The 13,023-nt window shown below is 42.9% G+C and carries 12 protein-coding genes and 1 pseudogene; 7 read left to right on the forward strand and 6 right to left on the reverse strand.

Annotation, left to right across the window (positions count from 1 at the left end):
• Positions 1 to 41: 41 nt before the first annotated feature.
• Entirely contained in the window at positions 42 to 1,562 is a 1,521-nt protein-coding gene (locus EQY75_RS12195) for a M20/M25/M40 family metallo-hydrolase (RefSeq protein ID WP_129606254.1), read from the forward strand.
• Positions 1,563 to 1,745: 183 nt separating this feature from the next.
• On the opposite strand, the gene EQY75_RS12200 is transcribed toward EQY75_RS12195, so the two are convergent.
• From EQY75_RS12200 to EQY75_RS12210, 3 genes are all read right to left on the reverse strand, one after another.
• Positions 1,746 to 3,275 (reverse strand): SulP family inorganic anion transporter, encoded by a 1,530-nt coding sequence (locus EQY75_RS12200; protein ID WP_129606256.1) that lies wholly within the window; start codon positions 3,273 to 3,275, stop codon positions 1,746 to 1,748.
• A gap of 78 nt (positions 3,276 to 3,353) precedes the next feature.
• Positions 3,354 to 4,325, reverse strand: a complete 972-nt coding sequence (locus EQY75_RS12205; RefSeq protein ID WP_129606258.1) for a phytanoyl-CoA dioxygenase family protein — start codon at positions 4,323 to 4,325, stop codon at positions 3,354 to 3,356.
• Positions 4,326 to 4,475: 150 nt separating this feature from the next.
• On the reverse strand, positions 4,476 to 5,399 hold the full coding sequence (locus EQY75_RS12210; protein ID WP_129606260.1) for a nicotinic acid mononucleotide adenyltransferase: 924 nt from the start codon (positions 5,397 to 5,399) through the stop codon (positions 4,476 to 4,478).
• A gap of 126 nt (positions 5,400 to 5,525) precedes the next feature.
• Here EQY75_RS12210 and EQY75_RS12215 point away from each other — a divergent pair, with 126 nt between their 5' ends.
• Positions 5,526 to 6,527, forward strand: coding sequence for an NAD(P)H-dependent glycerol-3-phosphate dehydrogenase (locus EQY75_RS12215; RefSeq protein WP_129606261.1), 1,002 nt, complete (start codon positions 5,526 to 5,528; stop codon positions 6,525 to 6,527).
• 10 nt (positions 6,528 to 6,537) lie between these two features.
• Here the strand turns inward: EQY75_RS12215 and EQY75_RS12220 are convergent, their stop codons facing one another.
• The 3 genes from EQY75_RS12220 to EQY75_RS12230 form a co-directional block, all read right to left on the reverse strand.
• Positions 6,538 to 8,205, reverse strand: a complete 1,668-nt coding sequence (locus EQY75_RS12220) for a glycerol-3-phosphate dehydrogenase/oxidase (protein ID WP_129606263.1) — start codon at positions 8,203 to 8,205, stop codon at positions 6,538 to 6,540.
• A gap of 69 nt (positions 8,206 to 8,274) precedes the next feature.
• On the reverse strand, positions 8,275 to 8,595 hold the full coding sequence (locus EQY75_RS12225) for an antibiotic biosynthesis monooxygenase family protein (RefSeq protein ID WP_129606265.1): 321 nt from the start codon (positions 8,593 to 8,595) through the stop codon (positions 8,275 to 8,277).
• On the reverse strand, positions 8,592 to 8,948 hold the full coding sequence (locus tag EQY75_RS12230; protein ID WP_129606268.1) for a hypothetical protein: 357 nt from the start codon (positions 8,946 to 8,948) through the stop codon (positions 8,592 to 8,594). Before EQY75_RS12230 ends, EQY75_RS12225 begins: the two co-directional genes overlap by 4 nt.
• A gap of 85 nt (positions 8,949 to 9,033) precedes the next feature.
• Here EQY75_RS12230 and EQY75_RS12235 point away from each other — a divergent pair, with 85 nt between their 5' ends.
• From EQY75_RS12235 to amaB, 5 genes and pseudogenes are all read left to right on the forward strand, one after another.
• Positions 9,034 to 9,549 (forward strand): CvpA family protein, encoded by a 516-nt coding sequence (locus EQY75_RS12235; RefSeq protein ID WP_425462148.1) that lies wholly within the window; start codon positions 9,034 to 9,036, stop codon positions 9,547 to 9,549.
• A gap of 188 nt (positions 9,550 to 9,737) precedes the next feature.
• Positions 9,738 to 10,214: a CAP domain-containing protein gene (locus EQY75_RS12240; protein ID WP_129606272.1), complete on the forward strand. Its 477-nt coding sequence runs from the start codon at positions 9,738 to 9,740 to the stop codon at positions 10,212 to 10,214.
• 72 nt (positions 10,215 to 10,286) lie between these two features.
• A pseudogene (locus EQY75_RS12245) lies at positions 10,287 to 10,831 on the forward strand (3-hydroxyanthranilate 3,4-dioxygenase).
• 9 nt (positions 10,832 to 10,840) lie between these two features.
• Positions 10,841 to 11,203 (forward strand): DUF1304 domain-containing protein, encoded by a 363-nt coding sequence (locus EQY75_RS12250; protein ID WP_129606274.1) that lies wholly within the window; start codon positions 10,841 to 10,843, stop codon positions 11,201 to 11,203.
• A gap of 99 nt (positions 11,204 to 11,302) precedes the next feature.
• On the forward strand, positions 11,303 to 12,856 hold the full coding sequence (gene amaB / locus EQY75_RS12255) for an L-piperidine-6-carboxylate dehydrogenase (protein WP_129606276.1): 1,554 nt from the start codon (positions 11,303 to 11,305) through the stop codon (positions 12,854 to 12,856).
• The last annotated feature ends 167 nt before the right edge of the window (positions 12,857 to 13,023 follow it).

Raw genomic sequence — 13,023 nt, forward strand, 5'->3', positions numbered from 1 at the left:
TTAGTCTAATTCCTTAATATCAATCTGTACATTTGAATGCTATGAAAAATAAGATCATTTTATCTACGGGTATTTTCCTTCTTTTAGGCTATTTAGTGGGTTATGGTCAGACGCGAGTATTACTAGATAAACTATCCTCGGCCTATGCCAAAACATCATTTCCCCTGTTACAGGAATTGCTTAGCATCCCCAACGATGCCTTTTATCCCACAGCCATTGAAGAAAATGTTCAATGGTGTGAACAGGCTTTTCAAAAAAGGGGGTTTAGCAGTACCAGGATTTCAACCAGTACGGCTCCTTTACTACTGGCCGAAAGAAAACATCAAGGTGCAAAACACACGGTGCTGGTTTATTTACAGGTAGATGGACAACCGGTAGACAGTACCCGCTGGTTTCAGGAAAGCCCTTATATCCCTGTGCTTAAGAAACCCCTTCCTGACGGGAGCTGGGAAGCTCTACCCTGGGATGAAATAGATAATTATGAAGACAACTGGAGGATATTTGCCCGTTCTGCAAGTGACGCAAAGGGGCCTATAGCAATGTTCCTGACTGCTTTGGATGCCGCTGCCGATTCAGATATTGTCCCAAACTACAACCTGAAAGTGATCATGGACTTTGAAGAGGAATTGGGGTCACCCCAACTGCCTAAAGCTGTAAAAGAGCATGCTGATCTCTTAGAAGCTGATATGCTTATTATTTTTGACGGTCCCCGGCATATTACCAACAAACCCACCCTTACCTTTGGAGCCAGAGGCATTGCCACAATTACACTAACTACATATGGTCCTGTAGTACCTCAGCACAGTGGGCATTTTGGAAATTATGCTCCTAATCCGGCACTGCGCCTTTCCAAATTACTGGCATCTATGAAGGATGATGTGGGTCGTGTCATCATCCCTGGTTTTTATGATGGGGTTTCGATTGATCCTGCTACAGAAAACATTCTCAAAGCAGTCCCGGATGATGAGGCGCAGATAAAAGATCGCTTGCAGATCAAAACGGCTGATTTGGTTGGGCGATATTATCAGGAAGCCATTCAATATCCCTCCCTGAACATCCGCGGGATGCAATCAGGATGGATCGATAATAAAGTGCGGACCATCATTCCAGGATGGGCCCGGGCTGAGCTGGATGTAAGGCTGGTATTGGAAACTGATCCAAACCGACTCATAAACCTGGTTAAGGAGCATGTGGCCTCAGAAGGATATTTTGTACTGGATCGGGAACCCTCCAAAGAAGAGCGTCTTGCTCATGACAAGATCGCCACCTTCACCTATGAGATCTCCTATCAGTCTTTCAGGACATCATTTGATTCCCCGGTGGGGATTTGGCTTCGAAGTGCCCTTACCAATGCCTTTGGTGAATCACCGATATTGATCCGTATGAGTGGTGGTTCTATACCAATTTCCCCTTTTGTAACCACTTTAGACATCCCGGCAGTCACAGTCCCTACTGTAAACAGGGATAATAATCAGCATAGTCCCAACGAAAACCTCCGGCTGGGGAATTATCGAGAAGGTATAAAGACTATGTTGGCTATCTTAAGTGAGAAATTAAACTAAATCAATCAAATCCAAATAATTAAAAAAATGGCTTAGAGAACTGCGCTGAGCCAAATTTTTTAAAAAGAAAAAACTCCTGGGGCTGTCAATATTGCTTTATATGAAGACCTGACTGGGCCTCAGCAAACTAAAATCGAAGAAAATTATGAAATGGGCTCAGGATATAATCCCAATCAAGAATACTTAAATCTTATCTACTACTACCTTATAGGTAGGGTCTTCCAGTACATTTACATCAATAATGGCATCTGCATTTTTCAGCAGTCTTTTACAATCCCCGCTCAGGTGTTTTAAGTGTACCTTTTTCCCTACTTTGAGATAGCGTTCTGTTATCTTGTTCAGGGCTTCAATGGCCGACATGTCTACTACCCTGCTTTCTCTGAAATCGATAATTACCTCATCGGGATCGTTTAGTACGTCAAACTTTTCGTTAAATAAGGTCACAGATCCAAAAAATAAAGGCCCGTAGATCTCGTAGTGTTTTACCCCGTCTTCATCGATATGTTTCCGTGCACGGATTCTTTTGGCATTATCCCAGGCAAAGACCAGGGCTGCGATAATAACTCCTACCAAAACGGCCAGGGCCAGGTTGTGAAGGAATACGGTGACCAGGGTTACGAGTACCATAACCAGCACATCACTTTTTGGCATCCGCCTAAAGGTTCTCAAACTTGCCCATTCAAAGGTCCCCAGTGCCACCATGATCATAAGTCCGGTTAAGGCCGCCATAGGCACCTTTTCTATCAGATCTGCACCGAACATAATAAAGGCCAATAACATCAGGGCGGCGACAATACCAGACAATCTTGCCCTTGCCCCGTTAGAAGTATTGATCAGACTCTGTCCGATCATTGCACAGCCACCCATACCAGAAAATATTCCTGAAAGAATATTGGCCGTCCCCTGGGCAACAGCCTCCTTGTTCCCGCGTCCTCTGGTTTCAGTGATCTCATCTATGATATTCAGAGTCAGCAGGCTTTCGATGAGTCCGACTCCCGCAACTATGGCCGCATAGGGGAAAATAATCTGCAACGTTTCAAATGATATTGGAACTTCCGGAATGTGAAAAGGGGGAAAGCCTCCTTTTATTGACGCAATGTCTCCAATTGTACGGGTATCAATCCCAAAGGCGAGTACTAATCCAAAGACCAGTAAGATAGCTACAAGAGAGGCAGGTACCGCTTTGCTGATCTTTGGCAAACCCCATATCACCAGCATGGTAAGTATAACCAGCCCTGAGAAAAACAGCATGTTATTACCACTGAGCCAGCTTCCGTCGGCGTTTTTAAATTGATCGAGCTGCGACATAAATATGATAATCGCCAGTCCGTTGACAAAACCAAAGATCACAGGATGTGGAACAAGGCGCATCAGTTTCCCGAGTCGCAGCATCCCTGCCATTACCTGCAATAAACCGGCCAATACTACGGCAGCAAAAACATATTCCACCCCGTGTTGTTGTGCAAGGCTTACAATGACGACAGCTACTGCCCCTGTTGCTCCTGAGATCATCCCCGGTCTGCCTCCGAGAACGGAAGTTACCAGGCCCATGACAAAGGCCGCGTACAAACCCGTAAGAGGAGATAATCCGGCGATAAGTGCAAATGCAATTGCCTCCGGCACCAAAGCTAAGGCAACGGTAAGGCCGGAAAGGATCTCAGTACGGTAATTAACCTCCTGAGAAAAATCGAATAGATTGAGGTACTTTTTCAAACCCTTTGTATTTAAGGGCGCAAAAATAGGATTAATTTAAGAGGTGACCGCCTTGAATAAGAGTTTAATAATTGAAGATCACCAGGACCTAAGGCCCAGGAGACGTTCTCCCAGCGGTGATAATTTGGCAGTTTCGTATTTCTCCTGTTCCCAATTTCTGGGGTCTCCGGGAAAGGCATAGCCTTCCGGAGCTACTCTGTTCTTCCAGGAATTTATCCTCCAGTTTAGCAAAGCTTTGTTCTCCGGTTCTGCCGGCATCATGGAAATATACTGTGCGATGCGCACCTTGTTTTCTGATCGATTGGGCCTGATACCATGAGGCTGGGTACTGTTGAATATCAGAAGGTCTCCCGCCTCCAATTTTACTTTTACGATCTTATCTTCAAGTCCGGTAATATCCGGTTGAAAACGATCCCGGTCTGTCGGTTGATTCTTTTTCCAGGTCTCGTAATTTCGATAAAGCCAGGGGATACATTGAAAACCACCCATATTCTCATCGGTCTGGTCTGCCAGGGCCAGGACTCCCTGAACATTTTGAGGCTTGGTTTCAGGGTCGTAATCCCAATGAATAAATCCTTTTTGCTCATGCCCGGGACGTTGCGGAAAATTGAGGTTTGCCCTGTCTATGGTCACCCATAGTTTTTCTGTTCCCCAGATATCTGTAAAGGCCTCATATACTCGTTTTTCTTGCCTGTTATTCCATAGGATTTGATGGTTGTATACCTCCACCATCCCCGTACCGGCGAGCTCTTTCATTTGCATTTCGGCCCTCGGTGGGGCGTACCAGGTTTCAGGATCTTCCGGATCTTTTTCATCAAATTCCCACAGGAATTTCGCTGTTTTTTCTGCCTGTGATCTTGAAACAGCATTTTTTATGATGATATATCCATTATGAATCCAGAAGTTCCAGTCGTCCTCACTAAGTACCTTTAGTGGCTTGCCGTTAGAACGATCGTTTAGCTTTTTAGTACTGCTGGTGGCTGTGGAGGGGTTGCCCGGTATCTCTTTATGTCCGGTATTCCCTAATTCAACTTTGTACCTGGAGTTCATCTTAATCTCATTAGAAATTAGCTCAAATAAGATACGTAAAATGGGTGAATCTCAATAAAAAAACCGCCCTGTTTTAGGTATACAGGACGGCTTTTAACCAAATAACCAACCAAAAAATCTTCTCTCCTCTCCTTTTGTCAGGAGCGTATTTTATTTGCGTTGTCTTTTCACATTCATCGTCGGGCGATCACTTTTTTTCCTCTTTTTACCCTCTGAGGAACTCTCCGATTTCAGGAACTGAATATACCCTCTGCCCCGGAATTCATATACTGTCTCGCTATCCGGGTGGTATAATTCGATCGTATTATCATCAATAACGTACAATTCAAAATAATCATTGCCCATAAAGGCGTAGTCTAACGTTAAAGTTTTGAGCGTTTCATCGTTTTGTACGTCGTAGATCTCATAGAAACCTTCATAGTCCCAAACAACATTAGACAATGGGGTTCCCGGTGCATCTACTGATGACCTGAATCGGGTTCCTGCATTTCCTTCAAAGAACTGCAGGAAATTTTCCTCATCAAATTCATTGGCAAAACCAGTATTACTTACAAAAGTCTTTTCCCATACATCGTACTCCTGTAATAGAAGTTCAATATTCTCGTAAAACAATCGGTCGTAATCGAAATTAGACCTCTGGTAACCATCGAGATAATAAGAGGTGTTAGATCTCCTGTCGTATAATTCAATTGTTCTTCCATTTACACTAAATACCTCGAGACTCCATAGGCCATCAACATCGTGATCTATCTCCAGTATTCCCAGTCCGGTATCGTAATATCCCACTCTAATGCCCAGGCCATTTCCTGTTTTTCCAATCCCGGATATATTGTTATTGGCATAGAGCAAACCGTTGACAAAGGACAGGGTAAATGCTCTTTGCAGATAAGGTACTTCACCATTTCCTTCTGTTGATTGGATATCCACATACCAAAGATCATATGCCTCTAAAACCTGTCTGGTCTGCAAGGGAGTTTCTTCAATAAAGACGTCTTCTAAAATTACTTCGGTATAGCAACTGCTGAGAAACAGCAAGGATAGAATTGCGGAGCTGAAAAGTGTAAAATTTCTCATGATGTTCAGTTTTTAAATACTCTACTCATCTAAAACAAGCATCGTGCCAATTCTTTTATTTAATTGATTATCAACGATTTATAAGCTTATGGTTTTTATTTACATTTGTTTCACTAAATGGAATAGATGAAAAAAGAGGTGAAAATTGCCGTTTTAGGAGGAGGAAGCTGGGCAACGGCTATAGTAAAGATGTTCACAAAGAATCTTTCCAATGTTCATTGGTACATGAGAAATTCGGAGGCTATCATCTTTATAAAAAAGGAAAAACACAATCCCAACTATCTCACTTCCGTCGAGTTTAATCTGGCTCAACTCAGTCTTACCGACAGTATAAACGAGGCCGTTTCACAGGCCGATATCCTGGTTTTTGCGATTCCATCGGCCTTTCTTGAATCTGAATTAAAAAAACTGACCCTTCCCCTTACTGATAAGATCATCTTCAGTGCCATTAAAGGAATTGTACCGGAGACGGGAAAAATTGTTGGAGAACACTTCCACGATAATTACGGTATCCCTTTTGAAAATATCGGGGTTATAACAGGGCCTTGTCATGCTGAAGAAGTAGCTTTAGACAGGCTGTCCTACCTCACTATCGCTTGTGCCGATAAAGACAAAGCCAAGCTCATGGCTTCCCAACTTCAGAGTGAGCATATAAAAACTAAAATTTCGGATGATATTATTGGAACTGAATACGCCGCGATGCTAAAAAACATCTACGCCTTAGCTGCCGGAATCGCACATGGTCTGGGCTATGGAGATAATTTCCAAAGTGTCTTGATGAGCAATGCTATCCGGGAGATGAAGCGCTATATCAAAAGGGTACATAAAATGAAGCGAAATATAAATAATTCGGCCTACCTGGGTGATCTGCTGGTAACCGGGTATTCTACTTTTAGTCGAAACCGAATGTTTGGAAATATGATTGGGAAAGGATATACAGTAAAAAGCGCAAAAATGGAAATGAATATGATTGCCGAGGGCTACTACGCCGCCAAAAGCGCCTATGAACAGAAGAATTCTTTTAAAAGGAAGGCCCGTACCCCAATTATTGACACAGTCTACGGTATTCTCTATATGAATGAAAATGCCAGAAAGAGTTTTAAAAAACTGGCAGACCAGATGGACTAAAAAGACCTTCTTAAACCTTTTCCAGGGAAAAATTGGAATGCGTTTCCAATTCGTACAGCAGGGATTTCCTCCAGGCTGAGACAGTTTTGTCATCTGCGCTAAAAAGTTCCTGTAATTCGCTTATTACTGCTTCCATATACTTCCTTACGCTGTGAATATCGAAGTACAGTCTCCCCGTTCTCCTCATAAAAAAGTCGAGTGGTGATTGCACCATTTCAAAGGCCACACCAAACTGCAATTCTGAGAGTAAAAGTCGTTCAGCAATATCTTCCTCTTTTCGTTTTTTATAATAATCCAATATACTTTCGGTCTGAACACCGTAGTTAGTGACCAGATACCACGCGTCGTACTTACTGAATCCATCGGGTTTAATCCGGGCGTAAACCTCGTCGATATATTTCTTTACGTGTTTGTACTTCTTAAAGTTGCTTCCACATAGCGGTATCGAATCTGTAGTACATTCTTTTACTTTGATCCCTTCTTCTTCCTCTATTTTTCTGACGATTCTATTTACCACTCTTTCGGCCATTTTGCGATATCCGGTAAGTTTTCCACCGGCAATGCTGATGAGTCCTGTATCTGAAGTAAAGATCTCGTCTTTCCTGGAAAGTTCTGAAGCCGATTTTCCTTCTTCGTGGATCAGTGGCCGCAAACCAGCCCAGGAAGATTCAATATCATCCATTCCCAATTCGATATCCGGGAACATATTATTCACTGCGGCGATCAGATAGATAGCATCGGCCAGATCAGTTTCCACCTTATCCTTATCTGAGTTATAATTCGTGTCAGTGGTTCCTACATAGGTGATTTTACCCCTTGGGATGGCAAAGATCATACGGCCATCCGGTACGTCAAAATAGACGGATTGTTTTACCGGAAGTTTTTCGTGTGGAAATACCAGATGCACTCCTTTGGTAAGATGGAGCCGCTTTCCTTTTTTGGATTGGTTGAGACTCCTCAGTTCATCTACCCATGGTCCTGCGGCATTAATGACATGATTTGCCTTTATTTTATGAGATTTCCCGCTCAAAAGGTCTTTATATACAACTCCCTGAACCTTTTCATTCTTGTAGATAAAGTCGGTCACCTCAGCATAATTTAAAGCTTTGGCTCCGTGCTGTAAGCTGGTTTTAATGTTTTCTATGGTAAGTCGGGCATCGTCTGTTCTATACTCTGCGTAATACCCGGCACCTTGCACTTTTTTCTTTGGAAGGAGGGGTTCAAGGGCCATTGCTTCCTTTTTTTCCAGCATTTTTCTTTTATCATCACCACTAACCTGAGCCAGGATATCGTAGACTTTTAAGCCGACAGAAGTAAGCCACTTTCCGTATGATCCACCTTCGATCAAGGGTAATAACATCTTTTCCGGTAAGACCAGGTGTGGTGCCAATTTGTGAACTATTGCTCTTTCTGAACCCACTTCCTTTACCAGCCAGAAATCAAATTGTTTTAAGTAGCGAAGTCCGCCGTGTATGAGTTTTGTCGATTTACTACTGGTCCCTGAAGCAAAATCCCCTTTCTCCAAAAGCAGGACCTTTAAGCCTCTGGAGGCAGCATCCAAAGCAATTCCACCCCCGGTAATTCCACCTCCTATGACTACAAGGTCGAAATGCGTTTTGGCCATTTCCCTGGTATGTGATTGGCGATTGAGATTGGTAAACGGAACTGGTTCTTTCATAGAAATTATTAAAAAAATAAAGATATACCTCAGACCTTGGAATTCAAAAAGTTGGGCATTAAGGATATGTTATCCCTTATCCTGTCGTTGGAAATCGTATTCTCTTTCCACTTTACAGATGCGGAGCTTGTACCATTGATACCACTTCGCTCTCCCGAGTTTTTGTGCCTCCAAATGATCCGCATGGTTCTTCCATTGGGTAATTGCCTCTAGACTTTCCCAATAGCTAATACTGATTCCTATGTCGCCCCTGGCGGTTTCATATCCTAAAAATCCAGGTTGTAAAGCAGCGAGATCTTCCATCTTTTTGGCCATCTCTTTGTAACCCAAGTCGGTTTCTGTACGTTGAGTAGTAAAGATAACTGCATAGTAAGGACTGGGGTTTTTCATGGCAAGTATTGTTTTTCCAGAAAATATCCAACAATGGCCTCCTTCATCAATACAGCCTGTTCTCCGGCCTTCAGTGTAGGTAACTCTTCTTTTACAATATAATGAGGCCAGCCCTCTTCATCGAAGTATTCAAATTCATAATACCCATAAGGTTCGAGCAACCTGCAAATCGCAATATGCATAAGGTTTATTTTCTCGTCCTTTTTAAAAGAACGGTGGTACTGCCCTAATTCCTGGACTCCCACAAGGTATATTATTGCATCGAGCTCCAATGGATCGCCATCCGAAAATTGCGAAGAGAGCTTAGCGACCAACTGATCCCATTGTTCTTTCAATACCTGATCTCTTGCCATTTTTATTGGAATAAAAGGAGACGGAGCGACCCCACTTTTAAAACTTCAAAGGTACAAATCAAAGTTCTATATTTGTACAAATCAAATGTTCGTGAGTTTTATCGACATTGTACTGGGCCTATTGCTTCTCTATGGATTATTCAAAGGAATAAAAAATGGCCTGGTGGTAGAAATAGCCTCAATTCTTGCCCTAGTCGCAGGTTTATACGGAGCAATTCACTTTTCTTATATCGTAGGGAATTATCTCGCCACTCATTGGGAATGGAATGAACGGACCATGAGTCTCGTCTCATTTATCATCACCTTTTTTATTATTGTGATCGCAGTGATCACCGCTGGCCGTCTCTTAACAAAGATAGCCGAGATTGCGATGCTGGGCCTGTTGAATAAAATTGCAGGGGGACTTTTTGGCGCACTTAAAGTAGCCATTATACTGGGTGCTCTGTTGATCTTCCTGGAAAGTGTAAACAAAAGCCTGAGGCTTGTCAATGAAGAAACCAAGGCAGAATCTGTTCTCTATGAACCCATCAGGAATATAGGTGAACTTGTATTCAGCACGGTTATTAAAAATGATAATTCTGATGTTGAGAATGCGGAGTAGACAGGCTTTGTCTTTGCATTCACTAAAACCAAAAGAGTGAAATTGAGCACAGGGTGCAAATTGTGCATTTCATCGAATATTTGCACCTTTTAAAGCCCTTTTTCAATCCTTTTTACTATCATTACCAACCTCATTTTTAATACGAGAACGCCCCACTTCTTCCTTACCTACTTGCGAGGAACACTATAATGAGAAGAAGTCTGCATGCGATCTTATGGGCGAGCTGCCTGTTCATTTCAGTATCCTGTACCAAGGAAACTGTTGATGATACGGTAATCCCCGTCGCCTTAAATGCAGTAGAAGTAGAGCAGCAACTCTTTGAAATTGTAAATGAGCACAGGGTCTCAATGGGGTCTGAGCCTTTGCAATTCAGTGCACTTGCCTATGACTATGCCAATCTCCACAATGATTATATGATCTCAAAGGGAACTATAAGTCATGACAATTTTAGTTCCAGAGCTTCTAAGATTGCCGCTGAAACCAACGCCAAGGAAATTGCGGAAAATGTAGCGATGGACTATCCTGATGCTGTCGAAGCATTTCAGGGTTGGTTAGATAGTCCCAATCATAAAGGCACCATGGAAGCTGATTATACCAATACTGCCATTAGCGTTAAAAAAGGATCTGACGGCACCCTATTTTACACACAAATTTTCTTCAAGTAAAGGTCAATCCCCTGCTTTTCGTATTTTTGAGAGAATCCCAGTCATTTTTGATCCCAAGATTAAATTTTCAATATGGCCATCAGACCTCCTTTTAACCTCCATCAATGGATAGAAGAAAATCGCGACACGCTTAAGCCTCCTGTGGGAAATAAGAACCTGTATAAAGATGCGGGAGATTATATCGTAATGGTAGTTGCCGGCCCCAATGCGCGGAAAGATTATCACTACAACGAAACCGAAGAGCTCTTTATCAGCTGGAAGGTAATATTGAGGTTCACGTCCAGGAAAATGGGGAGAAAAAAACGATGAAGCTCGGCCCCGGAGACATGTATCTGCATCCGGCAGGGATTCCCCACTCTCCAGTGCGACATGCAGGTTCTTTAGGCCTGGTGATAGAGAGAAAACGGGCAGATCTCGAAGCAAAGGATGGATTACTCTGGTTTTGCGACCACTGCAACCAGAAACTTTACGAAGCATATTTTACCCTGGAGGACATTGAAAAAGACTTTTTAAAACACTTTGAGCATTTTTATGGCTCAGAATCACTTCGCACTTGCTCTAATTGCGGCACAGTAATGGAAGCAGACCCCAGATTTATTGCAAATAATCAAGACTAAAATAAAATTATGGATCTTGCTGTCGACTTCCTTCTCGGTTTTATTGCAGTACTTCATTTATATTTTCTTTGGCTGGAAATGTTTGCCTGGACCAGCAGGGCTCCTAAAATATTTAAAGGATTTCCAAAGGACCTTTTCGAACCCACCAAGTCAATGGCTGCAAACCAAGGCTTGTACAACGGCTTTCTGGCTGCAGGATTAATCTGGACCTTTTTTATTGAGGAGTATCCTTGGAAGATATACATCGCTATTTTTTTTCTTAGCTGTGTTATACTTGCCGGGGTTTTTGGGGCGTTTACGGTGTCCAGAAAGATTTTTTTTATTCAGGCCCTTCCTGCTTTGATCGCCCTCGTGCTCGTCCACCTGAGATAATCCTTTTTTCCTGTCAACTGTATCACGAGTAGCACTACAACATCTTAATTATTTGTAGCTTTGCACGCAAACGAATTTTACAAAATTAAACAGACTATTATGGCAACTGCAATGGTTGATTCAGGAATACAAGATGCCCTTAAAGCATTAAAAATTAAAGAGCTAAACGACGGTACTTCAACAGGTTCCAAATTCTTTTCTTCGGGAGAGATCATCGATTCCCATTCTCCGGTAGATGGCTCTTTGATAGCTCAGGTACGAACAACCACTAAGTCGGACTACGAAGAGGTGATGGCCAAAGCCGGGGATGCCTTTATTGAATGGCGTCAAAAACCTGCACCCCTCAGGGGTGAAGTAGTGCGGCAATTTGGACAGCGCCTTCGTGAACTTAAGGAACCTCTAGGCAAGCTGGTATCCTATGAAATGGGCAAATCTTATCAGGAAGGTCTGGGAGAAGTGCAGGAAATGATTGATATCTGTGATTTTGCCGTTGGATTGTCAAGGCAATTACATGGACTTACCATGCATTCCGAAAGGCCTGGACACCGTATGTATGAACAGTATCACCCGCTAGGTATAGTTGGAATTATTTCAGCATTTAATTTCCCGGTTGCCGTATGGGCCTGGAACACGGCCCTGGCTTGGGTTTGTGGAGATGTTTGTGTTTGGAAACCTTCTGAAAAGACACCATTATGCGGTATCGCCTGCCAGAATATCATCGCTGAAATTCTGGAGGAAAATAACTTGCCTGAAGGCATCTCTTGTCTTATAAACGGAGATTACAGGGTTGGTGAAATGATGACCCACGACAAACGCATCCCTCTGGTCTCTGCTACAGGTTCTATCCGTATGGGTAAAATTGTTGCTCAGGCAGTAGGCGCCCGATTGGGTAAATCCCTTTTGGAACTCGGTGGTAACAATGCCATAATTGTTACCCCGAATGCCGATATTAAAATGACTATTATCGGAGCTGTTTTTGGTGCTGTAGGGACGGCAGGACAACGATGTACCTCAACCAGAAGGCTCATCGTTCACGAATCAGTTTACGACAAAGTAAAAGAGGCCCTTACAGCCGCCTACAGTCAATTGCGAATCGGTAATCCTCTAGATGAATCAAATCACGTAGGCCCGTTGATTGACAAAGATGCGGTTAAGAATTATCAGCATGCCATTGAACAAGTTGTGGCTCAGGGAGGAAAACTGCTTGTAGAGGGCGGCGTATTGCGGGGAGAGGGTTATGAGAGTGGTTGTTATGTAAAGCCAGCCATTGCTGAAGCTGATAACTCTTTCGACATTGTACAGCACGAGACATTCGCTCCCATTCTTTATTTGATTCCGTATTCCGGAGAAGTGGATAATGCCATTGCCTTGCAAAACGGCGTGGTACAGGGGCTGTCCTCAGCAATTATGACCAGTGATCTCAGGGAGGCAGAAAAATTCCTTGCTGCATCGGGAAGTGATTGTGGTATCGCCAATGTTAACATCGGTACTTCAGGGGCAGAGATCGGCGGTGCTTTTGGAGGAGAAAAAGAGACCGGTGGAGGACGTGAATCGGGATCTGATGCATGGAAAGTTTATATGCGGAGACAGACCAATACGATCAACTATACTAAAGATCTTCCTCTAGCTCAGGGAATAAAATTTGATCTGTAAGCTGAACCATCGATTTATTATTTGACCAAGGGTGAGAATGGGGTTAATTTCGTACAGATAACGTATGGGTTTTTTTAATATCTTGTAAGGAGATTTAACTAACCATTACATTCATGTCCAAAAAAACAACCAATATCGTAGGGATAATCATCACCCTATTGGCCGGC

It is taken from the genome of Muriicola soli, from assembly GCF_004139715.1.
Taxonomy (GTDB): domain Bacteria; phylum Bacteroidota; class Bacteroidia; order Flavobacteriales; family Flavobacteriaceae; genus Muriicola; species Muriicola soli.